Source organism: Sphingobium aquiterrae, from assembly GCF_037154135.1.
Taxonomy (GTDB): domain Bacteria; phylum Pseudomonadota; class Alphaproteobacteria; order Sphingomonadales; family Sphingomonadaceae; genus Sphingobium; species Sphingobium aquiterrae.
The window spans coordinates 45472-71959 of record NZ_JBANFL010000014.1; the positions used below are offsets into that span (position 1 = coordinate 45472).

Genomic DNA, 26488 nt, shown 5'->3' on the forward strand with positions numbered 1-26488 from the left:
CGTTCGGGAATGCCGGCGGTTCAGCCCAGTCCCGCGCGGGCAAGCAGCGCCTGCGCCTGCTTGAGATGGGGGGCGTCGATCATCTTGCCGTCCAGCTGCAGGGCGCCGGCGCCGGGATTGGCCGCGAAGGCTGCGACTATGGCCTTCGCATGGGCGACCTGCTGGTCCGTGGGGGTGAAGGCGGCGTTGATGGTGGCGATCTGGCCGGGGTGGATCGCCATCATGCCGGTAAAGCCGTCTCGCGCCGCGCGCGCCGCATAGGCGGCCAGGCCCGCCAGGTCGCGGAAATCGGGATAGACGGTTTCGATCGCGGCGACGCCGGCGGCATGCGCCGCGAACAGCGTCAGGCTGCGGGCCATTTCATAGGGTGGCAGCAGCTTGCCGGCATCGTCCCGGCTGGTTGCGGCACCGATGGCTGCGGGCAGGTCTTCCGCCCCCCAGGTGAGCCCCATGAGCTGCGGCGCGACTTCGCCATAGGTGCCGAGCGTGAAGATCGCGGCCGGCGTTTCGGTGGCGATCGGCAGGATCGGCGGGCCGTCCGGCAGGCGCTCCCGCAGCAGCCGCACCGATGCGGCGCCCTCGGCCTTGGGCAGGACCACGCCATCGGGGCGATGGCCGGCCAGCAGGGTCAGGTCATCGGCGATGAACGGGCTGTCCAGCGGATTGATGCGTACCAGAATCTTGACGTCGCTCGCCGGGCGCCGGGCGAGGAAATCCCCGACGGCTGTCCGCGCCTCCCCCTTTTTCTCCAGGGAAACGGCGTCCTCCAGGTCCAGGATCAGCGCGTCGGCGCCAAGGCCGAGCGCCTTTTCCATCCGCTCCGGCCGGTCGCCGGGCACGAAGAGCAGCGAGCGCAGGGTCATGCCGGCGCCTTCAGGATCAGAGCCGAACGCAGGCACTGGCAGACGATCTGGTCGCGCTGGTTGATCAGGCGATGGCTGAAGGTGACAATGCCGGCATTGGGGCGCGAGCGGCTCTCCTTCAGCTCCACGACCTCGCTTTCGGCCCGCATGGTATCGCCGATGAAGACCGGGGAGGGGTGGACCAGCTTGTCATAGCCCAGATTGGCGACCAGCGTGCCCAGCGTCGTGTCGCCGACCGACAGGCCGATCATCAGGGCGAAGGTGAAGGTGCCGTTGACGAGGATCTGGCCGAATTCCGATGCCTTGGCCGCCTCGGCATCGATGTGCAGCGGCTGGGGATTGTGGGTCATGGTGGAAAAGAGGAGGTTGTCTGTCTCCGTCACCGTGCGCCGGATGTCGTGGACCAGCCTGTCGCCGACCTGCCATTCATCGAACCAGCGTCCGGCCATCACGCGTCCTCCGTCTTGGCGATGCGGGCGAGGACGAAGCCCTCGCTCACCTGTGCGCCGCTGGTTGCGGCAAGAGTTTCGACGATCCCGTCAAAGGGTGCAAGCATGGCCTGTTCCATTTTCATCGCTTCGAGCACCAGCAGCTTCTGACCTTTGGTCACGCTGTCCCCCTCCGCGACCTCCACGGCGATGACGCGCCCCGGCATGGGCGAGAGGATCGCGCCATCCGAGACCGCACCGCCGCCGCCGGCATGGTCGGCACGGGGCAGGCCGTAACGCCATGCCTCGCCATCGAGGAAGAGGACGGGTTCGTTCGCGATTCTCCCCATGGTGGCGGCAGGGCCGTCTCCCGCCAGCGTGACCAGATGGGGGTGGCCATCCACCTCCACCAGCACGCGGGCGTCGGGCGCGGCATTGGCGCGGAAACCGGGAAGGCTGACCCAGGGATCGCCCGATGGCTGCGGCAGGATCGCGCGGGCCGCCGCCTGCAGCACCGCGTCGGAGGGCGCGGTGCCGGGCACCAGCCGGTCGCTGTGGCGCTCGATGAAGCCGGTGTCGATCCGGCCCGCGACGAAGTCCGGATCGGCGGCGGCGCGAGCAAGGAAGGCCGCATTCGTCTTCACCGGCCAGACCTGCGTCCGCCGGGCCGCGTCGGAGAGCTTGCGGGCGGCGGCGGTCCGGCTGGGGGCGTGGACGATGAGCTTGGCGATCATCGGGTCGTAGAACGGCGTCACCTCGCCGCCTTCCTCCACGCCGCTGTCGACGCGGATATCCGTAGGGAAGCGCAGCCGGTGCAGTGGGCCGGTCGACGGCAGGAAGCCGCTTGCGGGATTTTCGGCATAGAGCCGCGCTTCCATCGCCCAGCCGTTGATGGACAACGCTTCCTGCGCCAGGGGCAGCGGCTCGCCACTGGCGACGCGCAATTGCCACTCGACCAGATCCTGCCCGGTGATCGCTTCGGTCACGGGATGCTCGACCTGAAGCCGGGTGTTCATTTCCATGAACCAGATGCGGTCGGCGCGCAGCCCTTCGGAGGCGTCGGCGATGAACTCGATGGTGCCCGCGCCCACATAATCCACGGCCTTCGCGGCCTTCACGGCGGCGTCGCACACCGCCTGCCGGGTGGCCGCATCCATGCCGGGGGCGGGGGCTTCCTCGATCACCTTCTGGTGACGTCGCTGGAGCGAGCAGTCGCGTTCGAACAGGTGGACGACATGGCCATGCGTGTCGCCGAAGACCTGCACCTCGATATGGCGGGGGCCGAGGATATATTTCTCGATCAGCACCCGGTCGTCGCCGAAGGATGCCGCCGCCTCGCGCTGGCAGGAGGCGAGCGCGTCGAGGAAATCGGCTGGGCTATCCACCCGCCGCATGCCCTTGCCGCCACCGCCGGCCACCGCCTTGATCAGCACGGGATAGCCGATGCCGTCGGCCTCTGCCTTCAGATGATCGGGGCGCTGGTCTTCGCCCAGATAGCCGGGGGTGACGGGCACGCCCGCCGCGATCATCAGCGCCTTTGCCGCGTCCTTCAGGCCCATGGCCCGGATCGCGGCCGGCGGCGCGCCGACCCAGACGAGCCCGGCCGCGATCACCTTTTCCGCGAATTCGGCATTTTCGGACAGGAAGCCATAGCCGGGATGGATCGCCTCCGCACCGGTCGCCCGCGCGGCTTCCAATATGCGGTCCTGCACCAGATAGCTTTCGCGCGCCGGGGCCGGGCCGATGCAGACCGCTTCGTCAGCTTCGCGGACGAAGGGCATGGCGGCATCGACATCGGAATGGACGGCGATGGTGCGGATGCCGAGCGTGCGTGCGGTGCGGATGATCCGCCGGGCGATTTCGCCGCGATTGGCGATGAGAAGGGAAGCGATCATTTGCATCACATCCTGAACAGGCCGAAGCGGGGCGCTTGCGGGATAGGCGCATTCAACGCCGCGGCGAAGGCGAGGCCCAGCACGTCGCGGGTCTGGATGGGGTCGATGATGCCATCGTCCCACAGCCGCGCCGTGGCATGATAGGGATTGCCCTCATCCTCATATTTCTGGCGGATCGGCGCCTTGAAGGCTTCGGTTTCCTCCGGCGTCCATGTGCCCGCGTCGCGATGGACGGTGGCGAGCACCGATGCGGCCTGCTCCCCGCCCATCACGCTGATCCGCGCATTGGGCCAGGTGAAGAGGAAACGCGGCTGATAGGCGCGGCCGCACATGCCGTAATTGCCCGCGCCGAAGCTGCCGCCGATCAGCACCGTCACCTTGGGCACGCTGGCGGTGGCGACCGCCATCACCAGCTTGGCGCCATGTTTGGCGATGCCCTCCGCCTCATATTTGCCGCCGACCATGAAGCCGGAGATGTTCTGGAGGAACAGCAGCGGGATGCGGCGCTGGCAGGCAAGCTCGATGAAATGCGCGCCCTTCTGCGCGCTTTCGGAAAACAGCACGCCGTTATTGGCGAGGATCGCCACCGGCATGCCCCAGATGCGGGCAAAGCCGCAGACCAGCGTGGTGCCGTACAGCGGCTTGAATTCATGCAGTTCGGAGCCGTCGACGATGCGCGCGATGACTTCATGCACATCATAGGGCGCGCGCACATCCTGCGGCACGATGCCGTAAAGTTCCTGCGGATCGTAGAGCGGCGGGCGGGGTTCCGCGATGTCGATATCGACCGATTTGACGCTGTTGAGCCGGCTGGCGATCTCCCGGACGATCTGCAGCGCATGCTCGTCATTCTCGGCGACATGGTCGACCACGCCGGACTTGCGGCCATGGGTATCCGCGCCGCCCAGTTCCTCGGCGGAGATGATTTCGCCAGTGGCGGCCTGCACCAGCGGCGGGCCGGCCAGGAAGATCGTGCCCTGATTGCGCACGATCACGGTTTCGTCCGACATCGCCGGCACATAGGCGCCGCCCGCCGTGCAACTGCCCATGACGCAGGCGATCTGGGGAATGCCCTGCGCCGACATCTGCGCCTGATTGTAGAAAATGCGACCGAAATGCTCGCGGTCGGGAAAGACCTCCGCCTGATGCGGCAGGTTCGCGCCGCCGCTGTCGACCAGATAGATGCAGGGCAGGCGGTTTTCCTGCGCAATCTCCTGCGCGCGCAGATGCTTCTTCACCGTCATCGGGAAATAGGCGCCGCCCTTCACCGTCGGGTCATTGGCCAGGATCATGCACTCGCGGCCCGACACGCGGCCCACACCGGCGATCACGCCGGCGCCGGGCGCGCCATTGCCATACATGCCGTTGGCGGCGAGCTGGCCGATTTCCAGGAAGGGCGCGCCGGGATCGAGCAGGCGATGGATGCGGTCGCGGGGCAACAGCTTGCCGCGCCCGACATGGCGCTCGCGATGCTTCTCCTCGCCGCCCAGCGCCGCCTTCGCCACATGGTCGCTCAGATCGGCGGCAAGCGTGCGGTTATGCGCGCTGTTGGCGTGGAAGGCTTCGGACGCCGGATCGATCAGGGTCGACAGGATGGTCATGCCGCACCCACCAGTTCCCGCCCGATCAGCATGCGGCGGATCTCGTTGGTGCCCGCGCCGATGTCCAGCAGCTTGGCGTCGCGCATATAGCGTTCGACCGGCCAGTCCTTCGTATAACCAGCGCCGCCCAGTGCCTGCACGGCCTCCAGCGCGACCTTCACCGCATTCTCGCTCGCCAGCAGGATCGCGCCGGCGGCGTCGAAACGGGTCGTCTGCCCCGCGTCGCAGGCGCGGGCGACGGCATAGACATAGGCGCGGGCGGAATTGAGCGCGACATACATGTCGGCGATCTTCGCCTGCATCAGCTGGAACGCGCCGATCGGCTGGCCGAACTGCTTGCGCTCCCGCACATAGGGCAGCACCGTGTCGAGGCATGCCTGCATGATGCCGAGCTGGATGCCGGCAAGCACGGTGCGTTCATAGTCGAGGCCGGACATCAGCACGCCGACGCCGCCGTTGAGCGGCCCCATGACATTTTCCTCGGGCACTTCGCAATCGTCGAAGACCAGCTCGGCGGTCGGCGATCCGCGCATGCCGACCTTGTCGATCTTCTGCCCGATGGAGAAGCCCTTGAAGTCCTTCTCGATGATGAAGGTGGTGATCCCGCGCGATCCCTCGCCGGTCCGGGCATAGACCACCAGCACGTCGGCACAGGTCGCGTTGGTGATCCAGAATTTCGTGCCGTTGAGGATGTAGCGGTCGCCCTTCCTGTCCGCGCGCAGCTTCATGGAGACGACGTCGGAGCCGGCGCCCGCTTCCGACATGGCGAGGCTGCCGACATGCTCGCCCGAAATCAGCCTGGGGAGATAGGCGCGCTTCTGCGCATCATTGCCCCAGCGGCGGAGCTGGTTGACGCACAGATTGGAGTGGGCGCCATAGCTGAGCCCGACCGAGGCGGAGGCGCGGGCAACCTCTTCCTGCGCGACGACATGCTCCAGATAGCCCAGGCCGAGGCCGCCATATTCCTCCTCCACGGTGATGCCATGCAGGCCGAGCGCGCCCATTTCGGGCCACAGCGCGCGCGGGAACCAGTCTTCGGCGTCGATGCGGACAGCGAGCGGGGCAATGCGATCCGCGGCGAAACGGGCGGTTGCATCGCGAATGGCATCTGCGGTTTCGCCAAGCGCGAAATCCAGGCCGGGCATCGACATGGCAGCTATCCTCTCCAGCTTTTCCGGGCGCTTCGGGCTTTTGATTGAGCGCATTTTCCGAGCCGTCAGGTGATCCCACCTGACTTGAAAATGCTATTAGCATCGTTTCATGTCGCGGCGAAATTGAATGATTCCGCGCAAAGGTATAGATGGCATCTATGATCGACCGCTATCTGCTCCGCTATTTCCTGGCCGTCGTCGATGCCGGCAGCTTTTCCCGCGCGGCGGCGCAGGTCAATGTGACCCAGCCGACGCTCTCTGTCGGCATCGCGAAGCTGGAGCGGCTGGTGGGCACGCCGCTGTTCCATCGCACCAGCCAGCGCGTCCACCTGACGGAGGCGGGCGCGCGGCTGGTCGCCCATGCGCGGCGCATCGAAAACGACTTCAACCTGATCGCGCAGACGGTGGCGGATACGACGGATGCGCCGGTGGTGCGGGTCGGCGTACTCTCCTCCATCCCGACGGACATGCTGGAACGGATCGTCGCGGAACATCGGCGCACCGAGGAGCCGGCGCAGATCGAGTTCGTGGAGGGCACGGAGCGCGACCTGGTGTCGCGGCTGGGGCGCGGCCGGATCGACATGGCGCTGACGGTGCTGCGGGCCGGCGGCGAATGGCGGCAGCAGCCGCTCTACCGGGAAGGCTATGCCCTTGCCCTGCCGCGCTGGCACAGATTTGCCGGGGCGGCATCCGTGAGGCCCGAGGACCTGGCCGAGGAAACCATGATCATCCGCCGCAATTGCGAGGCGCTGTCGGAAACCAGCCGGCATTTCACCAGCCATGGCGTGCGCCCGCGCTTCAGCTTTCGCACCACCAATGACGATCGCGCGCTGGCGCTCGTCCGCGCTGGCCTCGGCATCACGGTGATGCCCGACGCCTATCGGGATGCGGAGGTCGCGCGGCCGCGGCTGGCCGGGTTCGAACTGATGCGAGAGGTGGGCATCCTGCGTGGCGAAGGCGCCAGCCACGAAGGCGCCGACCAATGCCTTCCCATCATCGACATCATCCGCACGGCGATCACGCGCGGGAAGCCGGAGCGGAGCTAGAGCATGATCCGATCAGATTGAATCGGACCATGCTCTATTTATCTTTTGTTTTCCGCATTTTCCGAGTCGTCAGATGATCCCATCTGACTAGAAAATGCTCTAGGTAGGCGCCCTATTTCGCCAGTGGAATCGCGCTGGCGACCATTTCGGTGGCGCCCCGGCCGATGGACCAGATGCGGTCTTTTGCCACCGGGTCCCAGTTGATCGCCTGGCCCGGCGTGGCGATGCCGATGGTGCGGCGCAGTTCCAGCACCGATCCCGCTTCGGGAAAGGCGAGTTCGTACAGTTCCGGGCGGTCGTGGCCGGTCACATAAAGCTTGCCGTCGCTGCCCCAGCTTGCGCCGGAACAGCTGAAGGGGGCGAAGCGGGCCAGCACCTCCGGCGGGAAGGTCCATGCGGCTTCCTGGCGGAACATATCGTCCATGCGCACCAGCAGCGTGTAACGATAATCGCGGCCCGGCTCGCCGCCCTTGCCCGCATAATTGGCGAACACGGCCCACCATTTGCCCTCATGCCGGTTCATGACCGTCAGCGATCCGGGGCCGAAGCCAAGGCTCACCGTGCGCAGATGGCGCAGCGTCGCGCTGTCGAAGAATTCGACGGCGCTGGTCTGCGGCACGGCGGGATAGTTGGATGCCGCGCATACCAGTTCGCGACCGACCAGGGTGCAGCTGTTCATATGGGGGAAGAGCCGGCGCTCCCCCTCCCAATGCGCGATCCGCTTGCCGGTCGCGATCAGATATTTGCCGATGCGGTTATTGTCGATCGCATAGACATGGGTGCCGTCCGACGCGACGCCCTGATGCGCTTCCGGCGCCGTCATGCGCAGCGCGACCGGCGCGACCGGCGGGGCCGGGGCATCCGCCGCCGCCTGTGCATAGGTGATGGCGGGCGCGAGAAAGGCGATGAGGCTGACGGTCGAAAGCGAGAGCCGTGGCATGTCTGGTTCCTCTGTTCGGGGAGCCGCTTAAGGCGCGAATGCTACGGCGAGATGACGAAGCCCTGCGCCCCTGCATCGCTATCGTGACGGCCCTCACACCCAGAATTTCCGGGCGTCGACCAGTTCGTCCAGCGCCTCGGCCGCCGAAGCGATGAGCCTGGTCTTGCCGATATGCGCAAACATGGCGCGGGCATCCTCGCTGTCCTGCAGGCCGAGATGATCGAACAGGGCGACGGCGGTCGCCCGGTCGTTGAGCGCCCCCAGATGATCCTGCAGCGCCTCAAGCCGGTCGATGAAGCGCCGGTGGCGGTGGCGTTGGCGCTTGCGGGGGAAAAGGCTCGCGAAGAATTCGCTGGCATAGCGCAGCTTCTTGGCGGTCTTGCGGATGTCGTGCCGGGCTTCGTCGTCGATCTCCTCAAGGTGGCGCCCGCGTGTCTTCAGCCGCTTGCGGAGCCGGGCGAGGGCGCCCGTGGCGAAATCGGCGGCGGTCCCGTCGCGGATGTCGGCAAGCGCGCGCGATTGCAGCCACGGGCCGGCGGCCAGCCATTCGGCCAGCGCCAGCATCAGCGTGCGCACCCGGGCCGACGCCAGCACCCGTTCGACATGGGCATAGGCATCGTCCGCGGCGCGCTGCAGCCGGTCGCGCAGCGCGCCGGGCGGCGCGTTGGCGATCAGCACGTCGATATTCCGGGCGTCGCCCAGCACGTTGCTCAGCCAGCGCAGCTCGATCCGGAAATGGTCGGCGCGGTGATCGGCGAGCATGGGCGCAAAGATGAAAAAGGCCGAACGCAGCCGGCGCAGCGCGACGCGGGCCTGATGCAGCGCCTCCGGCTGCCGGCCCTGCAGCAGGATCGCCTCGTTCAGCCGATATTGGCGCAGGCAGGCATGGGCAATCGCCTGAAACGCCTTCGCCGCCGTCGTGCCGGGGGGCAGGGCGATGGGCTCGGCCCGGCAGGCGCCGGGTGCCCGGGCGAGCAGCCGATAGCCGCGCTCCGCCTTGCTGAGCACGCCGAGCCTGAGCGGCGCGATGGCCGCCATGCGGTCGGCAAAGGCGAACAGGCTGGCGGGGGTGCCGGATTTCAGCTCCAGCTCGACCTCGCACACGGGTTGCCGCCGGGTGCCGGCGATCACCGCGCCGCGATCCAGCACCACCTCCAGCTGGGCGTCGCCCGCCGCCACATTCCAGCAGATGCGCTCGACCTGCACCGCAAAGACCGGGGCGATGGTGCCGGCGTCGGCGCCGGTCAACGTGGTGATCGGCGTGCGCGCATCGACAATCGGCGTCTCGGTCCTGACCGGCATCTCCCATTCGGGGCGGGCGAACAGGCCCGCGGCCTTGCCATCGTCGGCTTTCACGGTCTGAACCAGCTTGCCGCCGCTATTGCGGATGCGCAGCGACAGGCCATGGGCGAACAGCTGCCGATCCGGCGTGTCGAAATAGGTGGAGCGCTGGCTGGTGCGGGAGACAGGGATGCCCAGCAGCACCGATGCCTCCAGCGCGTCGCCCGCATCCGGTGTCAGTTCGAGCTTGAGTTCGATTTCCTCGGCCATGGCTCGCCTGTGTCGCTGTCCTGTCGCGGTTGCCGGCTTCGACTCGCCCACCGCGATCCAGCGCACAGTTTATCGCCATTATGGGGCTTTGCCCTGAGCTTAATCAAAATCGGGCGGTCGCCGCCTATTTCATCTGCCGCTTTTCGAGCTTCCGCGCCAGCGTCCGGCGGTGCATGCCCAGGCGGCGGGCGGATTCGGAGATGTTGAAATCGGTATCCACCAGCGTCTGGTGGATATGCTCCCATTCGATCGTCTTGATCGAGGACTGGCGGCCATCCACGGGCGCGTCGGGATCGCCATCCTCGCGGGCGAAGGCGGCCTCGATATCGTCGGTGTTGGAAGGCTTGGCGAGATAATAGGAGGCGCCCAGCTTGATCGCCTCCACCGCGGTCGCGATGCTGGCGAAGCCGGTCAGCACGACGATGCGCATCTCCTCGTCCATGGCGCGCAGCGTCTGCACGCAGGCAAGGCCCGATGCGCCGCCAAGCTTCAGGTCGACCACGGCGAATTGCGGGGTCTCGTCCGCCAGCAGCGCGAGCAGGTCGTCATGGCTGGCCGCCACGATCACGCGATAATCGCGCCGTTCGAAGGAGCGCTTAAGGGTGCGGGCGAAAGCGGCATCATCCTCGACAATGACGAGAAGGCGATCGGTCATCTTGGGGTGTCGTCCCGATAGGCGAGGGATTCGAGGGGGAGCGTGAGCCGGACGCGTGCGCCGCCCTCCGCCCGGTTGGCGGCCGATGCCTCCCCCCCCAGCTTGCGCAGCACATTGACCAGCAGGAAGATGCCCAGGCCCCCGCCCGGACGCCCCTTGGTGGAGCGATAGGGCTGGCCGAAGGCCGCCAGCATGTCGGCCGTGAAACCGGGGCCGCGATCGGCGATCTCCAGCACCAGCCGGTTCTGGTCGCGCCGGGCGGTGATGCCGATCCAGTCGGGGGACATTTCCGCCGCATTGTCGATGACGTTGCCGATCACCTGCTTCAGCGCGGGGTCGGACACGATCGGCGTGTCCGTCCCGAATTCATCGACATAGTCGAGCGTGCCGGGCAGGCGGCTGTCCCGCCATTCCGCCATGATGCCGTTCAGGAAGGCGCGCATCGTCGTCACCTTCGGCGCGACGCCGCGCGCCTCGCCGGCGGAGAGCAATATGCCGCTGACGATCGCCTTGCAGCGCGCCAGCGCGGCCTCCATCTCTTCCAGATCGCCCAGAAGCTCCGGGTCCTGCGCCAGTTTCGGCATCTTCTTCCAGTCGCCCAGCAGCACCGAGACGGACGAGAGCGGCGTGCCCAGCTCATGCGCCGCGCCGGAAGCGAGCAGGCCCATGCGCACGATATGGTCCTCCTCCGCCGCGCGCTGGCGGATGCCGGCGAGCGCCGCGTCGCGATCCCGCAGGTTGCGGCTGATGCGGGTGACGAACACCACCAGCAGCACCGCGATCAGGCCGAAACACACAAGGCTGCCCTGCAGGTACAGCGCCAGCGGATCGTCGCGATAGCGCGGCGGCAGGGAAAGCGGCTCGGGGTTGATGGTCAGCGTGCCCAGCGCAAGGGCCGTGGCGATGGCGATGCCCCATGAGGATGCGGGCGTCAGCAGGATGGCGCCGATCACTACCTGAAGCAGGAACAGCGAGGAGAAGGGATTGGCGAGGCCGCCGCTATGGTAAAGCTGCCAGGCCAGCGCGGCGACATCGAAGAGCAGCGCGCCGGTCAGCTCCGCATTGGTCACGGCGGCGCGGCGGTGGAGCAGGGGCAGGCTGATCAGGTTGATCACGGCCAGGATCGCGGGCGCGATCAGCAGCGGCGCCAGCGGCAGGCTGATGTCCATGAAGGTCTGGACCGCGGCGATCGTGACCAGCTGCCCCCCGACCGCAAGCCAGCGCAGCTGGATCAGCAGCAGCATGTTGCGCCGCCCCGCGTCCGCATCGGGCAGCATGGGCGTGGAAATGTGCGGTTCTGCCATCAGGTCGCGGCTTCATCCTGGCGTTCGCGGTCGCGCAGTATCCGCCATCCGGCCCAGCCGGACAAGACCGCCATCCCGAACCATGTGAGCGCATAGAGCAGGTGATTGTCGGAGAAGCGGATGACGGTGAGCCCACCGACCGGATAGGCACCGGCTACAGGCGATGCCTGCGCATCGATGAAGAAGGGGGCGACCCGCTGGAGCCCGCGCGCCTGGGCGATCGCGGTGACATCGCGGGAATACCAGCGATCGGCGGCAGGGTCGTTGCTGCGCAGGAAGCCGCCGCCCGGCTCGCTCATCCGCAGCAGCCCGGTCACGGTGGTCGGGCCAGCGGGGCCGGAGCGCGCGGCATCGCGTTTTTCGGGGGGGACGAAGCCACGATTGACGAGCGTGATGGCGTCTCCGGTATCGAGCGGCGTCATCACCCAATAGCCCGCACCGAGATCGGTCGTCGCGCGGACCAGCGTGGCGCGGTCGTGCAGGAAGCGGCCGGTCACGCGTATCCGGCGATAGGCGTCGTCCGTGGCGTTGACGCTGGCCCAGCGCGCGGGCGAGGGGGCCGGCACCGGCGCGGCGTGGACGCGGCTCTCGACCGCCGCGATCAGGGCATGCTTCCAGCTGCGCCGCTCGACCTGCCAGATGCCGAGCGCCAGGAACAGCGCCACGAACACCAATGCGCCGGACGCCATGATCGCCCGTGCCGCCCCGGATCGGGCGCGGCGCCGGGCGACCGGATGTCCGGCTGGGTTCAAGGCATCTGGCTCATGTCATGCATCGTCGGCATCATATTGGTGTTCAGATGATACATGACCCAGATCGATCCGGTAAGCATGATCGCGACAAGGATGATCGTGAAGATCAGCGCCATCGCCGTCCAGCCATTCTCCACCTTGCCGCTCATGTGCAGGAAGTAGATGACATGGACGATCATCTGCACCGCAGCCAGCGCCACGACGATGGCGATGGTCGGGCCGACGGCGATCGGCCGCGCCATCACCAGCCAGAAGGGGATGGCGGTCAGGATCACCGACAGGATGAAACCGATCGCATAGTCGCGTAGGGACCCGTGATGGCTTTCTTCGCCATGGTGCGCGCCGGTGCCATGCGTGCCGATGCCGTGCGTATCAGTGCTCATCGCAGCATTCCCATCAGATAGACGAAAGTGAAGACGCCGATCCAGATGACGTCCAGAAAGTGCCAGAACAGGCTGAGGCACATCAGGCGGCGCTGGTTGGCCGCGATCAGCCCCTTGCGCGCGACCTGCACCATCAGCGTCACCAGCCAGATGGACCCGAAGGTGACGTGCAGGCCGTGGGTGCCGACCAAGGTGAAGAAGGCGGAGAGGAAGGCGCTGCGCTGCGGCGTTGCGCCTTCATGGATCAGATGCACGAATTCGTACATTTCCACCGAGAGGAAGGCGAGGCCGAACAGGCCGGTGATCGCCAGCCAGCCCAGCGTCTGCCCCTTGTTCCCGCGATGCATGGCCAGCATCGCAAAGCCATAGGTGATCGACGAGAACAGCAGGAACGAAGTGTTGAGCGCCACCAGCGGCAGCTCGAACAGTTCGCGTGGGCCGGGCCCCGCGGCATAATTGCCGCCCAGCACCGCATAGCAGGCGAACAGGATCGCGAAGATGAGGCAATCGCTCATCAGGTAGATCCAGAAGCCCAGCATGGTGCTGCCCCCTTCGGGGTGGTCATGCTCGTCCAGGTCGTAGAAACGCAGCGTGTCTGCGCTTGCTGTCATGGCGGTGCCCATGCTCATGCTCCTGCCGCCGCGAGTGTCCGCGTCCGCTCGGCCTCGGTGGCCGTCACCGTTTCGGCGGGGATGTGGAAGTCGCGCTTGTAGTTGAAGGTGTGGCCGATCGCGACGGCGATCAGGCCGAACAGGCTGAGGCCCGCGAGCCACCAGATGTACCAGATCAGGGCGAAGCCGCAGACCGTGGCAAGACCCGCCAGGATGATGCCGGTGCCGGTGTTGCTCGGCATGTGGATCGGGCGGAAGCCGGAGAGGGGGCGTTCGGCGCCGTTCGTCTTCATGTCATGCCACGCATCCAGCGAATGGATGACCGGCGTGAAGGCGAAATTATACTCCGGCGGGGGCGAGGATGTCGCCCATTCCAGCGTGCGCCCGCCCCACGGATCGCCCGTGGTGTCGCGCAGTTCCTCACGCTTCCAGATGCTGACCGCAAACTGCACCAGCATGGCCCCGATGCCCGCCGCGATGATCGCGGCGCCGACGCCGGCGACGATGAACCAGATCTGCAGCGAGGGATCGTCGAACACCCGCATGCGCCGGGTCACGCCCATCAGGCCCAGGACGTAGAGCGGCATGAAGGCGAGCCAGAAGCCCACGACCCAGCACCAGAAGCTGACCTTGCCCCAGAATTCGTTGAGCTTGAAGCCGAACGCCTTGGGCCACCAGTAGTTGATCGCCGCGAACAGGCCGAACAGCACGCCGCCGATGATCACATTGTGGAAGTGCGCGATCAGGAACAGCGAATTGTGCAGCACGAAGTCGGCAGGCGGCACGGCCAGCAGCACGCCGGTCATGCCGCCGATGGTGAAGGTCATCATGAAGGCGACCGTCCACATCATCGGCAGTTCGAAGCGGATGCGGCCGCGATACATGGTGAACAGCCAGTTGAACAGCTTGGCGCCCGTCGGGATGGAGATGACCATCGTCGTGATGCCGAAGAAGCTGTTGACGCTGGCGCCCGATCCCATGGTGAAGAAGTGGTGCAGCCACACGAGGTAGGACAGGATGGTGATGCACACCGTGGCGTAGACCATCGAGGTGTAGCCGAACAGCTTCTTGCCCGAGAAGGTCGAGGTGACTTCGGAGAAGACGCCGAACAGCGGCAGGATGAGGATGTAGACCTCTGGGTGGCCCCAGATCCAGATCAGGTTCACGTACATCATCGGGTTGCCGCCCGCCGTGTTCGTGAAGAAGTTGGTGCCGATGTAGCGATCGGCGCTGAGCAGGGCGAGCACCGCCGTCAGCACCGGGAAGGATGCGACGATCAGCACGTTGGTGCAGAGCGACGTCCAGGTGAAGACCGGCATCCTCATCATCGACATGCCCGGCGCGCGCATCTTCAGGATGGTCACGATCAGGTTGATGCCCGACAATGTTGTGCCGACACCGGCGATCTGCAGCGCCCAGATATAATAGTCGACACCCGAGGCCGGACTATAGGCGATGCCGGACAGCGGCGGATAGGCGAGCCAGCCGGTCTGCGCGAATTCGCCGACGAACAGCGACGCCATCACCAGCACCGCGCCCGATGTCGTCATCCAGAAGCTGAAATTGTTGAGGAAGGGGAAGGACACGTCGCGCGCGCCGATCTGCAGCGGCACGACATAGTTCATCAGGCCGGTGACGAACGGCATCGCCACGAAGAAGATCATGATCACGCCATGGGCGGTGAAGACCTGGTCGTAATGATGGGCGTTCAGATAGCCTTCGGAGCCGTTGAAGGCCATCGCCTGCTGCAGGCGCATCATCACCGCGTCGGCAAAACCGCGCAGGAACATGATGAGGCCCAGGATCATGTACATGATGCCGATCTTCTTGTGATCGACGCTGGTGAACCATTCGGTCCACAGATAGCCCCAGAGCCTGAATTTCGTGATCAGTCCGACGACGGCGAGGCCGCCGAGCACGACGGCGCAGAAGGTGGCGACGACGATCGGTTCGTGCAGCGGCAGCGCATCGAGCGTGAGCCGCCCGAAGATCGGGCTTATCGGGGTGGGCGTATAGGCGGACATGACGGTCTGTGCCTCTTAGGAACGGGGGCGCTGCGGCAGGTCGTCTGCGGCGGCGATTGCAAGCGACGGCGACTGCGCATCGGGGCGCAGCAGCCCTGCGCCGATCAGCGGCGCGGGATTGGGGGCGTGCAGCAGCGGCGGCCGGGCGGCCCGGCCCGCCTTGGGCGCGCACAGCGCGGCGACCATCTTTTGCGCCGCGTCCGGACTGACGCCGCGCGCCATGGCCTTGTCATAGGCAAGCTGGCTGGCGTCACGCGACGGCATCATGGACATTTCGCCCTGTTTGCCGTCATGTTCGCCGCTGTGCCCGCCGCCCTGCTGGTCGATCGCCATCATGTCCTTCATGCACATCGCACCCGGTGCGACGCACATGTTGACCACGGCATCGAACAGGCCGGCATCCACATTGGCAAAGCGCCGCACGGGCTCCTTCTCGCTGGGCTTTTCCAGCTTCAGATAGGCGGCACGGTCCAGCGTCGCGCTGCTGGTGCGCGCAGTGTCGATCCAGGTGGCGAAATCGGTGTCGGACAGGCCCTTCGCCTGGAAGCGCATGTGCGAGAAGCCGGCGCCGCTGAAGTTCGCGGAGAAGCCTTCATAGGTGCCGGGGCGGTTCAGCACCGCATGCAGCTTCGTTTCCATGCCGGGCATGGCGTAGACTTGGCCGGCGAGCGCGGGGATATAGAAGGAGTTCATCACCGAGGAGGCGGAGATGCTGAACCGGATCGGCCGGCCGACGGGCGTTGCCAGCTCGTTGACGGTCGCGATGCCATATTCGGGGTAGATGAACAGCCATTTCCAGTCGAGCGCGACGACCTTCACGTCCAACGGCCGGGCGGCGGCCGTCACCGGCTGGCCGGGCGCGGTGCGCGCGATGGGGCGGTAGGGATCGAGCAGATGGGTGCTGACCCAGGTCAATGCGCCCAGGCAGATGACGATGATGAGCGGGGCGGCCCAGATCACCAGTTCCAGCTGGGTCGAATGGTCCCAGTCGGGCTCGTAGCGCGCATCCCTGTTCGCGGCGCGATAACGCCAGGCGAACAGCAATGTCAGCACCATGACCGGCACGATGATGAGCAGCATCAGCAGGGTGGACATGACCACCAGATCGCCTTGCTGCTGGGCCACGTCGCCCGCTGGATGAAGGACCACCATGTTGCATCCGCTAACAAGCGGAAGTGCAGCCAGTGAGGCGACAAGCCGCTTGAGCGGCCGGATTCGGCGTGCGATCTGAAGCATGGCGCACCGCTAGTCCCGCACCTGCGAAGCGGACATAGGACATTTTGTCCAATCCCTTTGTGCTGGATCAATGACAAAGGGGAAAGATCACCCGTGACCCAAGGTCGCGGGTCGCCTATCCTATGGACAGGAGCCGCAGGGCTCCGGGAGCCGAGACAAATGAGTGCGCAGCTGGTGAGTTCAACGACAGCCCAACGGGACGCCCGCAACCTTCACGGCGGCGGGCATGATGGCGGGCACAAGGTGCATCCCGGCGAGATCGCCATTGGCGTGATCATCGGCCGCACGTCGGAATTTTTCGACTTCTTCGTCTATGCCATCGCTTCGGTGCTGGTGTTTCCCAAGCTGGTCTTCCCCTATGTCGATCCGCTGACAGGCACGCTCTATTGCTTCGGCATCTTCGCGCTGGCCTTTCTGGCGCGGCCGGTGGGGACGTTGGCGTTCACGACGATCGACCGGCTCTATGGCCGGGGTGCCAAGCTCACCATCGCGCTGTTCCTGCTGGGCGGATCGACGGCGGCCATCGCCTTCCTGCCCGGCTATGCGACGATCGGCACCACCTCCGCGCTGCTGCTCGCGCTGTTCCGCATGGGGCAGGGCGTGGCGCTTGGCGGGTCGTGGGACGGCCTTGCCTCTCTGCTCGCGCTGAACGCGCCGGACAAGCAGCGCGGCTGGTATGCGATGATCCCCCAACTGGGCGCGCCGCTGGGCCTGATCGTCGCCAGCCTGCTCTTCACCTTCCTGATTTCCGTGATGCCGGCGGAGGATTTCCTCGACTGGGGCTGGCGCTATCCCTTCTTCGTGGCGTTCGCGATCAACGTGGTCGCCCTGTTCGCCCGCCTGCGCATCGTCGTGACGCCCGAATATGCCCAGCTGTTCGAAAGCCGCGAGCTGCAGCCGGCGCCCGTCACCGACACGGTGCGGTCGGAATGGCAGACGATTGCGATGGGCGCCTTCGCCCCGCTTGCCAGCTTCGCCATGTTCCATATGGTGACGGTGTTTCCGCTGTCCTGGGTGTTCCTGTTCACAAAGGAAAGCCCGACGAGCTTCCTGGTGATCGAGGCGGTCGCCGCGGTGTTCGGCATCGGCGCGATCATCGCTTCGGGCTATCTGGCCGATCGCTTCGGCCGCCGCACCCTGCTGGGCAGCCTGGCCGCAGCCATCGCCGTGTTCAGCGGTTTCGCGCCGCAGCTGTTGGATGGCGGCGCCGTGGGCGAAGTCGTGTTCATGCTGATCGGCTTCGTGCTTCTGGGCCTGTCTTTCGGCCAGTCGTCCGGCGCGCTTTCCTCCAGCTTCTCGTTGCGGCATCGGTATACGGGGTCGGCGTTGACATCCGATCTCGCCTGGCTGTTCGGCGCCGGTTTCGCGCCCTTTGCCGCGCTGCTGCTGTCGAGCCATTTCGGGCTGATTTCGGCCGGTGCCTATCTGCTCTCGGGCGCCTGCGGTACGCTGCTCGCGCTCTGGCTCAACCGTGAGCTGGCCCGCGCCATCGAGTGACATCCGCCCGCCGCGCCCTCTTCCGGGGGCGAGGGGTGCCTTATATCTATGCTTCGCCTGCCGCGCCGGAACATCCTTCCGGCGCGGCATTGTTTTTGGGCGTTTCCCGCCGATTTTGGCAGATGGGCAGCCATGCGCTATGGGAGGGCGCGAAAGGCCGGGGCAGTTGTCGTGCGGCGTGGGAGTGTTCGGGCGGTGTGGTTTGGAAGGTCGGCGAAGCGCGTGCTGGAATGTCCGGCAACCCAGCCGGGCATGCGCGTCTATGCGATTGGCGACATTCACGGGCGATTCGATCTGCTGACCGACCTGCTCGAACGCATCGAGCAGCATGCGTTCGCGCAGCCCGATCCCGCCGATACCCGCATCGTCATCCTGGGCGACATGATCGACCGCGGGCCGGATTCGGCGGCAGTGGTCGCACATCTCCATGCCATGCAGCAGCAGGACGACCGGTTGGTCGTGCTGCTGGGCAATCATGAAGAGCTGATGTTGCGGGCGATGACGGACGAACCGGGGGTGATGCGCGCCTGGGTGCGGGCCGGCGGCGATGCCACGCTGCTCAGCTTCGGGGTCGCGCCGCCGCATGATGCCGACGATATCGACCGCTGTGCCGCCGATCTTCGTCAGGCGGTGCCGATGGACCGGATCGAATGGATGGGCGGCCTGCCGCTCACGGCGCGATCGGGCGACTATCTCTTCTGCCATGCGGGTATCAGGCCGGGGGTTGCGATCAAACGGCAGCGGCGCGGCGACCTGCTGTGGATTCGCGACGAGTTCCTGGAGGACGAGCGGGACCATGGCGTCGTCGTCGTCCATGGCCACAGCATCTCGGAAGGCGTCGAGGACAGGGGCAACCGCATCGGCATCGATACCGGCGCCTATCGCAGCGGGATGTTGACCGGCCTTTATCTTGAAGGCGGGACGCGGGAAGTGTTGACGGTCAATGGACCGGGCGAAAGCGACGTGATGCCGGGCATCCGCCGGGCATGAATCACGGGGGCTGGCGATTGGTCGCATGGCGTTTGCGCCGCCTGTCCTCTACAGCGATGCCATGACGTCACAGCATGCCCATGATTTTCAACCCCGCGTCCGGATGACCCTCGAGTCGCTTGCGGATTTTCTCGACAGCGCCTTTCCGGTGGAGGCGCGCGCCACCCTGGGGCAACTGGTCAGCATCGGCGATGGCCATGCCCATATGCGGCTGGACCCGCTGCCGTCCATGATCCGGCCCGGTGGCATCATTTCGGGGCCGACGCAGATGGGGTTCATCGATGTCGCCGCCTATGCCGTGGTGCTGGCGCATATCGGGCCGGTCGGCATGGCGGTGACGAACAGCCTGTCCGTCAGCTTCCTTCGCCCCTGCCGGCAGGAGCCTCTTTTTGCCGACGCGCGGCTGCTCAAGCTGGGGCGGAAACTGGCGAGCGTGGACGTGCGGCTGTGGCAGTCGGACGAGAGCCGCCTGATCGCGCAATCGACAGTGGGATATGCGCTGCCCGCCTGATCAGCGCGGGTGGGGGTTCGCCAGCGACGACAGCACGCCGCGCAGGGTGCGCACTTCCAGATGGTTCCAGCCCGGCTTCGTCAGCAGGTTGCGCAGGGTGCGGCGGGTCGCCGTCGCGCGGTCCGGCGGATGGAAATAGCCGGCCTCTTCCAGCATCCCGTCCAGCTGGGCGATCATGCCATCCAGCTCTTCCTGCGGCGCGGGCACGCCCAGGTCGGTGATGGTGGGGGATGTGAGCGCGTCGCTCTCGTCCCCGGACGGTGCGCCCTTTTTCGACCATTCATAGGCGCACAGGATCACCGCCTGCGCCAGGTTGAGCGATCCGAATTCCGGGTTGATCGGCACGGTGATGATGGTGCGCGCCACGGCGACGTCGTCGGTTTCCAGCCCGGATCGTTCCGGCCCGAAGATGATGGCGCTGCGGCCCGGCGCGCGGACGATCTGGGTCGCGGCTTCCTCCGGCGTCATCACCGGCTTGGTCACGCCGCGCTTGCGCACCGTGGTTGCATAGACATGGGAGCAGTCGGCAATCGCGTCGGCCAGCGTGTCGAACACCACCGCCTTTTCTAGCACGATGTCGGCGCCTGCCGCCGCCGGCCCGGCACCGGGATTGGGCCAGCCGTCGCGCGGCGACACCATGCGCATTTCGGTCAGCCCGAAATTCAGCATCGCCCGCGCGGCCTTGCCGATATTCTCACCCAGTTGCGGACGGACGAGGACGATCAGCGGCGGCGCCCCGCGCCCCTCACTCACGCCCCACTTCCTTCACCGTGCTCGCGAAATCCTCGAAATCGCGGGCCTCGCCGAAATCCTTGTAGACGCTGGCGAAGCGGATATAGGCGACGCTGTCGAGCCCTTTCAGGCCCTCCATCACCAGCTCGCCGATCTGCTTGGCGGTCACTTCCGTCTCGCCGCTGGTTTCCAGCTGGCGCTGGATGCCGGAAATCAGCTTTTCCAGGCGCACGGAATCCACCGGCCGCTTGCGACAGGCAAGGGCGAGCGAGCGGGCCAGCTTGTCCCGCTCGAACGCCTCGCGCCGCCCCTCGCTCTTGAGCACCCAGACCTCGCGAAGCTGGATGCGCTCGAACGTCGTGAAGCGCGCGCCGCAAGCCTCGCACTGCCGGCGGCGGCGGATCGCCGCGCCGTCGTCCGTCGGGCGGCTATCCTTGACCTGGCTGTCTTCGTGGCTGCAAAAGGGGCACCGCAATCCGGCTTATCCCTCGTAGATCGGGAAACGGGCGCACAGGGCGGTCACGCGCTCACGCACATTGGCCTCGACCGCCGCGTCGCCTTCCGGGCCGTTGTCGCGCACTGCGGCCAACACGTCGGCGATCATGTCGCCGATCGCCTGGAACTCCGCGATGCCGAAGCCGCGTGTCGTGCCGGCGGGCGAGCCCACGCGGATGCCGCTGGTCTTGGTCGGCGGCAGCGGGTCGCCCGGCACGCCATTCTTGTTGCAGGTGATGAAGCTGCGCTCCAGCGCCTCGTCCGCGTCCTTGCCCGAAATGCCATAGGGGCGCAGGTCGATGAGGGCGAGATGCGTGTCCGTGCCGCCGGAGACGACGGCAAGGCCGCGCTGCTCCAGCTTTGCGGCCAGCGCCTGCGCATTGACGACGACGGCCTTGGCATAGGCCTTGAACTCGGGCGTCAGCGCTTCGCCGAAGGCCACGGCCTTGGCGGCGATGACATGCATCAGCGGGCCGCCCTGAAGGCCGGGGAACACTGCCGAATTGATCTTCTTCGCGATCGCCTCGTCATCGGTTAGGATCATGCCGCCGCGCGGGCCGCGCAGGGTCTTGTGCGTGGTGGTGGTCACGACATGGGCGTGGCCGAAGGGGGTGGGGTGGACGCCGCCGGCGACGAGGCCGGCGAAATGTGCCATGTCGACCATGAAGATCGCGCCGACCTGATCCGCGATCGCGCGGAAGCGGGCGAAATCGATATGGCGGGGATAGGCGCTGCCGCCCGCGATGATCAGGGTGGGCTTGTGCTCTTTCGCCAGCGCCTCGACCTGATCGTAATCGATCAGGTGGGTGTCTTCGCGCACGCCATATTGCACGGCGTTGAACCATTTGCCCGACATGGCGGGCTTGGCGCCATGGGTCAGGTGGCCGCCGGCATCGAGGCTGAGGCCCATGATCGTGTCGCCCGGCTTGGTCAGCGCCAGCATCACGCCGCCATTGGCCTGCGCGCCCGAATGCGGCTGGACGTTGACGAAGCCGCAACCGAAGAGCTGCTTGGCGCGGTCGATGGCGATCTGCTCCACCTCGTCCGACGGCGCGCAGCCCTGATAATAGCGCTTGCCCGGATAGCCTTCGGCATATTTGTTGGTGAAGACGCTGCCCTGCGCCTCCAGCACGGCCTGGCTGACGATGTTTTCAGAAGCGATCAGCTCGATCTGGTTCTGCTCGCGCTTCAGCTCATGGCCGATGGCGGCGGCGACGGCCGGGTCGGCTTCGCCCACGCCGCGGGTGAAGAAACCGTCGGAACGGATGTCATTTGCGGCGGAGACTGCGGGGCTGCTGGTCATGGGCGGTCCTTTCAGCAGGAGGGGTTGGAGAGCTTGTCGACACGGCCGGCATGGCGCCCGCCTTCGAATTGCGTGGCAAGGAAGGCGTCGAGCGTGGCCTTGGCCATGTCCTCGCCGATCAGGCGGGCGCCCATGGCGATGACATTGGCGTCATTATGCTCGCGCGAAAGCTGCGCCGTGAAAGGATTGTCGACCAGCGCGCAGCGGCAGGCCGGGTTGCGGTTCACCGCGATGGAAATGCCGATGCCCGATCCGCACAGCGCCACGCCGCGTTCGGCGGTGCCATCGGCAATGGCGGCGGCCAGCTTATAGCCATAATCGGGATAATCGACACGGTCGGCGGTGGCCGGGCCAAGGTCGTTCACCTCATGCCCCTGCGCGCGCAGCCAGTCGGCAAGGAGCGCCTTCAGCGCGACGGCGGCATGGTCGGAGGCGATGGCGATACGCATGGTCGGTGGCGGTTCCCTGGCCGATTCGGGGTCAGCGCCTCTCTAGGCGCGATGTCACATAATTGCCACCGGCCAAATCGCCGGGTAAGCCACGCATCGCAAAGTGGACCGGGGCGATATGAGCGGAATGAGTGGAACGATATTGTCGCTGCTGATGCTGGCGGGCCTGGCTCTGGGCGCGGGGGGCACCTACCTGATCGTGCGGCGTGGCGAGCGGAAGCAGGGCTGGCTGATGATCGTCGCGGCGGCGGTGATGTTCGGCAATGTCGCGATCTGGGCGATCCCGGTCAACTGAACGCAGGACGGGAGGGAGGTTGCCATGGCCGTGATGTCTTATGCCACGGTCGGTTCGAACCGGCTGGAGGGGGCGAAGGCCTTTTACGACGCCCTGCTGGGCGGCGTGGGCATGACACCCATGTTCGAGCATCCCTCCGGCGGCCGGGTCTATGGCCGCGAGGGCACGATCAACTTTGCCGTGCTCGGGCCGTTTGACAGGGCACCGGCCACCGTGGGCAACGGCGCCATGTTCGCCTTTGGTTGCGACACGCGGGCGGAGGTCGATGCCTTTCATGCGCACGCCCTGCAACTGGGCGGCACGGATGAAGGGGCGCCGGGCGCGCGCGGCCCGGACTGGTATTTCTGCTATGTCCGCGATCTGGACGGCAACAAGCTCTGCGCCTTCTGCATGGGCTGAAGGGGGCAGGGCAGACTACCGTCCCGTACGATCCCGTCCGCTCAGCGAATGGGCGAATCCGGCGCGAGGCGCATGTCGAGATAATTGTCGACCGACTTCATCAGCTGATCCAGCTCATGCTCGAAAAAGTGGTTGGCGCCACGGATTTCGTCATGATGGATGGTGATGCCCTTCTGCGTGCGCAGCTTGTCCACCAGCTTCTGTACGGCGCTGGCCGTCACCACATCGTCATTCGTGCCCTGGACGAAGATGCCCGATGACGGGCAGGGCGCGAGGAACGAGAAGTCGTACATATTGGCCGGCGGGGCCACCGAGATGAAGCCGCGGATTTCCGGACGGCGCATCAGCAGCTGCATGCCGATCCACGCGCCGAAGCTGAAGCCGGCGATCCAGGTGGTCTGCGCCTCGGGATGGAAGCTCTGCACCCAGTCGAGCGCGGCGGCGGCGTCGGACAGTTCGCCCACGCCATTGTCGAACGTGCCCTGGCTGCGGCCCACGCCGCGGAAGTTGAAGCGCAAGGTCGCGAAGCCGCGCTTCACGAAGGTCTTGTAGAGCGCCTGGGTGATGCGGTCGTTCATGGTGCCGCCGCTCGCGGGATGCGGGTGCAGGATCATGGCGACAGGTGCGCGGGGGCGCGGCGGCGGGCTGAAACGACCTTCGAGGCGGCCTTCGGGTCCGGGGAAAATGACGTCTGGCATGGCGCGGCGAAATGCTTTCTGGTCTGGTCGGTCGACACATGCGATCTGAGGGAAAGCATGGCCGGCGCTTTCGCGATGGCGATGGATGATGGGAGGGCTATATAGAAGCCGGTGCCCTTTTCGCAATCTTTGTGAGTGATCATCCCATTTTGGCCGTTTTAGACCGTCTCTATCTGGACCATGCGGCAACCACGCCGATGCTGCCGCAGGCATGCGCGGCGATGATGCGGGAGATGGCGCACTGGGCCAATCCATCCTCTCCCCATGCCGAAGGCCGCGCGGCGCGCGCCCGGCTGGAGGAGGCGCGCGCACGGATCGCGGCGGCGCTCGGCTGGGGCGGCGAGATATTGTTCACATCGGGCGCGAGCGAGGCGATTGCCATCGCGCTGGGCCGCGCCAAGGCGGAGCGCATCATGACATCGCCGGTCGAGCATGACGCGGTGCTGCGGGTGACGCCCGGCCGGCCGCGGCTGGCGGTGAACGCGCAGGGCGTGCTTGTCCTTCAAGGGCATGAACAGCAGGGCGAGGGGCGGCTCCTCCTCGCCATCCAGCATGTGAACAATGAGACCGGCGTCATCCAGCCGCTCGAAACGCTCGTGCCGGAAGGCGCGATCCTGTTCGCCGATTGCGCGCAGAGCGCCGGCAAGCTGGCGCTGCCGCAGGCCGATCTGATCGCGGTGAGCGCCCATAAATTCGGCGGGCCGCCCGGTGTCGGCGCGCTGCTGGTGCGCGATCTGGCGTTGTTGGAAGCGACCGGCGGGCAGGAACGGGGCTATCGCGCGGGCACGGAAAATGCCCCCGCCATCCTCGCCATGGCCGCCGCGCTGGAGGCGCCGCGCGACTGGCTGGACCATGCCGCCGAACTGCGCGGCTGGCTGGATGCCGCCATCGTGCAGGAAGGGGGAGAGGTGGTCGCCGCCGGCGCCGCGCGCATCCCGACCATCGCCTCCTATCGCATGCCCGGCGTGTCCGCGCGGGCGCAGCTGATCCGGTTCGACATGGCCGGCATCGCCGTTTCCGCCGGCAGCGCCTGCTCGTCGGGCACGCTGAAGGCCAGCCATGTGCTGACTGCCATGGGCTGGGACGAGGCGGTGGCGGGCGAGGTCGTGCGGGTGAGCTTCGGCCCGTCCACCGCCCGCGCCGATCTGGAACGCTTCCTTGCGGCATGGCGGGATATCGCCAAAGGCGCGGCGCGGTGAAGAAGACGGCGATCTATCTCGACTATCAGGCGACGACGCCGCTCGCGCCCGAAGCCTTCGACGCGATGCTGCCATGGCTGCGCGACCAGTTCGCCAACCCGCACAGCGCCCATGCCCCGGGTCGCGCGGCGGCGGCGGCGGTCGAGGTCGCGCGGGCCGATGTGGTGCGCGCGCTTGGGCTGGAGGGCGGCCGGCTGGTCTTCACCTCCGGCGCGACGGAGGCGCTCAACATCGCGATCCAGGGCGCGCCGCCGGGCGGCATCGTCACCATCGCGACCGAGCATGCCGCCGTTCTCGATACTGTGGAGGCGTTGCACAGGGCGGGCCGTTCCGTGACCGTCCTGCCGGTGGCATCCGACGGGCTGGTGGACATGGGCGCGGCGGCGCGGGCGATCGTGCCCGGCGTGTCGCTGGTGGTCGCCATGCTGGTGAATAATGAAATCGGCGTGATCCAGCCGATCGATCGCCTGATCGCGCTCGCTCATGCGGCGGGCGCGACCTTCCTGTGCGACGCCGTGCAGGGCTATGGCCGCGTGCCGATCCCGGCGGGATGCGATATGGTCGCGATCAGCGGGCACAAGGTCCATGGCCCCAAGGGTATAGGGGCGCTGTGGGTGCGCGATGGCGTCACGCTCTCCCCCGTCATCCATGGCGGCGGGCAGGAAGGGGGGCTTCGGTCCGGCACCCTGTCGCCGGCGCTGTGCGCGGGCTTTGGCGCGGCGGCGCGGTTGCTGGTCGCCCGGCGCGAGGCCGATGCCGCCCATGTCGTGGCGCTCCGGGCGCAGGCGGCACGGCTGTTTTCCGGCTGGACGCTCAATGGCAGCGAAACGCAGCGCTATCAGGGCAATCTCAACATCCGGCGCGAGGGGCTGGACGGTGCGCGGCTGTTGTCGGAATGCCGCAATGTGGCTTTTTCGCTCGGCAGTGCTTGCGCCAGTGGCTCGGGTCGGCCTAGCCATGTGTTGAGGGCGCTGGGGCTGACGGAAGCACAGGCGCGCGGATCGGTGCGAATCGGCTTTGGCCGGTACACGACGCCGGACGAACTGGAAGAGGCTGCCAGGGCGATCAACGAAGCGGCAAGCCGGCAGGGCCTGTCGTGACCGCAATGTCGTGACTGAAAACCGTGACTGGGAGCCTCGCATCATGATCCGCGTCACCTTCATCAGCGCCGATGGCGAGACCAGGCGGGAGGTCACGGCCCCGGCGGGGACGACCCTGCTCGATATCGCGCAGGCCGACGGCCAGCCGCTGGAAGGGACATGCGAGGGGCAGATGGCCTGTTCCACCTGCCATGTGATCGTGTGCGCGGACGATTTCGCCAGGCTGCCCAGGGCGAGCGAGAGCGAGGAGGACATGCTGGACCTGGCCGCCTTCGCCACGCGCACCAGCCGTCTCGCCTGCCAGATCGTGCTCGACGAGTCGCTGGATTCGCTGACCGTGCGCATCCCGGCGGGCGCGCATAATATGCAGGGCATGTAGG

General features: G+C 66.7%; 27 protein-coding genes and 1 pseudogene. 9 read left to right on the forward strand and 19 right to left on the reverse strand.

Annotated elements, in window-relative coordinates; translation table 11 throughout:
* Positions 1-20: 20 nt before the first annotated feature.
* The 5 genes from WFP78_RS15445 to WFP78_RS15465 are packed head-to-tail and all read right to left on the reverse strand — an operon-like array spanning position 21 to position 5932.
* Positions 21-863, reverse strand: coding sequence for an HpcH/HpaI aldolase/citrate lyase family protein (locus WFP78_RS15445; protein ID WP_336964165.1), 843 nt, complete (start codon positions 861-863; stop codon positions 21-23).
* Positions 860-1312 (reverse strand): MaoC family dehydratase, encoded by a 453-nt coding sequence (locus tag WFP78_RS15450; protein WP_336964168.1) that lies wholly within the window; start codon positions 1310-1312, stop codon positions 860-862. Before WFP78_RS15450 ends, WFP78_RS15445 begins: the two co-directional genes overlap by 4 nt.
* Positions 1312-3186 (reverse strand): acetyl/propionyl/methylcrotonyl-CoA carboxylase subunit alpha, encoded by a 1875-nt coding sequence (locus tag WFP78_RS15455; RefSeq protein ID WP_336964171.1) that lies wholly within the window; start codon positions 3184-3186, stop codon positions 1312-1314. The genes WFP78_RS15450 and WFP78_RS15455 overlap by 1 nt, the downstream gene beginning before the upstream one ends.
* 5 nt (positions 3187-3191) lie before the next feature.
* Positions 3192-4787, reverse strand: coding sequence for a carboxyl transferase domain-containing protein (locus WFP78_RS15460; protein WP_336964173.1), 1596 nt, complete (start codon positions 4785-4787; stop codon positions 3192-3194).
* The gene (locus WFP78_RS15465) at positions 4784-5932 is read right to left on the reverse strand and encodes an isovaleryl-CoA dehydrogenase (RefSeq protein WP_336964415.1); all 1149 of its coding nucleotides are present in this window, start codon (positions 5930-5932) and stop codon (positions 4784-4786) included. The genes WFP78_RS15460 and WFP78_RS15465 overlap by 4 nt, the downstream gene beginning before the upstream one ends.
* A gap of 164 nt (positions 5933-6096) precedes the next feature.
* On the opposite strand from WFP78_RS15465, the gene WFP78_RS15470 reads away from it, so the two are divergent.
* Positions 6097-6984 (forward strand): LysR family transcriptional regulator, encoded by an 888-nt coding sequence (locus WFP78_RS15470; protein ID WP_336964176.1) that lies wholly within the window; start codon positions 6097-6099, stop codon positions 6982-6984.
* A 112-nt stretch (positions 6985-7096) separates the two neighbouring features.
* On the opposite strand, the gene WFP78_RS15475 is transcribed toward WFP78_RS15470, so the two are convergent.
* The 9 genes from WFP78_RS15475 to cyoA form a co-directional block, all read right to left on the reverse strand.
* Positions 7097-7924, reverse strand: coding sequence for a YncE family protein (locus WFP78_RS15475; RefSeq protein ID WP_336964179.1), 828 nt, complete (start codon positions 7922-7924; stop codon positions 7097-7099).
* A gap of 93 nt (positions 7925-8017) precedes the next feature.
* Complete coding sequence (locus tag WFP78_RS15480; RefSeq protein ID WP_336964183.1) at positions 8018-9475, reverse strand: CYTH and CHAD domain-containing protein; 1458 nt, start codon at positions 9473-9475, stop codon at positions 8018-8020.
* Positions 9476-9599: 124 nt separating this feature from the next.
* Positions 9600-10130 carry a response regulator transcription factor gene (locus WFP78_RS15485; protein ID WP_336964186.1) on the reverse strand — a complete coding sequence of 177 codons (531 nt, stop codon included), beginning with the start codon at positions 10128-10130 and terminating at the stop codon, positions 9600-9602.
* Complete coding sequence (locus WFP78_RS15490) at positions 10127-11434, reverse strand: ATP-binding protein (protein ID WP_336964188.1); 1308 nt, start codon at positions 11432-11434, stop codon at positions 10127-10129. Before WFP78_RS15490 ends, WFP78_RS15485 begins: the two co-directional genes overlap by 4 nt.
* Positions 11434-12186, reverse strand: a complete 753-nt coding sequence (locus tag WFP78_RS15495; RefSeq protein WP_419722979.1) for an SURF1 family protein — start codon at positions 12184-12186, stop codon at positions 11434-11436. The genes WFP78_RS15490 and WFP78_RS15495 overlap by 1 nt, the downstream gene beginning before the upstream one ends.
* On the reverse strand, positions 12183-12569 hold the full coding sequence (gene cyoD, locus WFP78_RS15500; protein WP_336964191.1) for a cytochrome o ubiquinol oxidase subunit IV: 387 nt from the start codon (positions 12567-12569) through the stop codon (positions 12183-12185). The genes WFP78_RS15495 and cyoD overlap by 4 nt, the downstream gene beginning before the upstream one ends.
* Positions 12566-13180 carry a cytochrome o ubiquinol oxidase subunit III gene (cyoC, locus tag WFP78_RS15505; RefSeq protein ID WP_336964194.1) on the reverse strand — a complete coding sequence of 205 codons (615 nt, stop codon included), beginning with the start codon at positions 13178-13180 and terminating at the stop codon, positions 12566-12568. The genes cyoD and cyoC overlap by 4 nt, the downstream gene beginning before the upstream one ends.
* Before the next feature lie 14 nt (positions 13181-13194).
* On the reverse strand, positions 13195-15204 hold the full coding sequence (gene cyoB / locus WFP78_RS15510; RefSeq protein WP_336964196.1) for a cytochrome o ubiquinol oxidase subunit I: 2010 nt from the start codon (positions 15202-15204) through the stop codon (positions 13195-13197).
* Between the two features lie 15 nt (positions 15205-15219).
* A complete protein-coding gene (cyoA, locus tag WFP78_RS15515; protein ID WP_336964198.1) occupies positions 15220-16440 on the reverse strand; it encodes a ubiquinol oxidase subunit II in 1221 nt (406 codons plus the stop codon).
* A 159-nt stretch (positions 16441-16599) separates the two neighbouring features.
* Between cyoA and WFP78_RS15520 the strand changes: the two genes are divergently transcribed.
* From WFP78_RS15520 to WFP78_RS15530, 3 genes are all read left to right on the forward strand, one after another.
* A complete protein-coding gene (locus WFP78_RS15520) occupies positions 16600-17937 on the forward strand; it encodes an MFS transporter (protein ID WP_336964201.1) in 1338 nt (445 codons plus the stop codon).
* A 195-nt stretch (positions 17938-18132) separates the two neighbouring features.
* Positions 18133-18927: a metallophosphoesterase family protein gene (locus WFP78_RS15525; protein ID WP_336964203.1), complete on the forward strand. Its 795-nt coding sequence runs from the start codon at positions 18133-18135 to the stop codon at positions 18925-18927.
* Between the two features lie 103 nt (positions 18928-19030).
* Positions 19031-19438, forward strand: a complete 408-nt coding sequence (locus WFP78_RS15530; protein WP_336964206.1) for a PaaI family thioesterase — start codon at positions 19031-19033, stop codon at positions 19436-19438.
* Here the strand turns inward: WFP78_RS15530 and WFP78_RS15535 are convergent.
* From WFP78_RS15535 to rpiB, 4 genes and pseudogenes are all read right to left on the reverse strand, one after another.
* Positions 19439-20170 (reverse strand): annotated as a pseudogene (locus tag WFP78_RS15535) (RNA methyltransferase); the annotation flags it as partial.
* A 13-nt stretch (positions 20171-20183) separates the two neighbouring features.
* A complete protein-coding gene (gene nrdR / locus WFP78_RS15540) occupies positions 20184-20645 on the reverse strand; it encodes a transcriptional regulator NrdR (protein WP_336964209.1) in 462 nt (153 codons plus the stop codon).
* 6 nt (positions 20646-20651) lie between these two features.
* Entirely contained in the window at positions 20652-21968 is a 1317-nt protein-coding gene (gene glyA, locus WFP78_RS15545; RefSeq protein WP_336964211.1) for a serine hydroxymethyltransferase, read from the reverse strand.
* An 11-nt stretch (positions 21969-21979) separates the two neighbouring features.
* Entirely contained in the window at positions 21980-22417 is a 438-nt protein-coding gene (gene rpiB, locus WFP78_RS15550; RefSeq protein ID WP_336964215.1) for a ribose 5-phosphate isomerase B, read from the reverse strand.
* Positions 22418-22535: 118 nt separating this feature from the next.
* Between rpiB and WFP78_RS15555 the strand changes: the two genes are divergently transcribed.
* Together WFP78_RS15555 and WFP78_RS15560 are read left to right on the forward strand one after the other, a co-directional pair.
* Positions 22536-22712 carry a hypothetical protein gene (locus WFP78_RS15555; RefSeq protein ID WP_336964426.1) on the forward strand — a complete coding sequence of 59 codons (177 nt, stop codon included), beginning with the start codon at positions 22536-22538 and terminating at the stop codon, positions 22710-22712.
* 24 nt (positions 22713-22736) lie between these two features.
* The gene (locus WFP78_RS15560) at positions 22737-23111 is read left to right on the forward strand and encodes a VOC family protein (RefSeq protein WP_336964218.1); all 375 of its coding nucleotides are present in this window, start codon (positions 22737-22739) and stop codon (positions 23109-23111) included.
* Positions 23112-23152: 41 nt separating this feature from the next.
* On the opposite strand, the gene WFP78_RS15565 is transcribed toward WFP78_RS15560, so the two are convergent.
* Entirely contained in the window at positions 23153-23809 is a 657-nt protein-coding gene (locus tag WFP78_RS15565; RefSeq protein WP_336964220.1) for an alpha/beta hydrolase, read from the reverse strand.
* 197 nt (positions 23810-24006) lie between these two features.
* Between WFP78_RS15565 and WFP78_RS15570 the strand changes: the two genes are divergently transcribed.
* From WFP78_RS15570 to WFP78_RS15580, 3 genes are read left to right on the forward strand one after another with little or no spacing between them, the layout of a single operon-like run.
* Entirely contained in the window at positions 24007-25008 is a 1002-nt protein-coding gene (locus WFP78_RS15570) for a cysteine desulfurase family protein (RefSeq protein WP_419722983.1), read from the forward strand.
* On the forward strand, positions 24975-26108 hold the full coding sequence (locus tag WFP78_RS15575; protein ID WP_419722980.1) for a cysteine desulfurase family protein: 1134 nt from the start codon (positions 24975-24977) through the stop codon (positions 26106-26108). Before WFP78_RS15570 ends, WFP78_RS15575 begins: the two co-directional genes overlap by 34 nt.
* Positions 26109-26151: 43 nt before the next feature.
* Positions 26152-26487, forward strand: a complete 336-nt coding sequence (locus tag WFP78_RS15580) for a 2Fe-2S iron-sulfur cluster-binding protein (RefSeq protein WP_336964229.1) — start codon at positions 26152-26154, stop codon at positions 26485-26487.
* Position 26488: the final 1 nt, after the last annotated feature.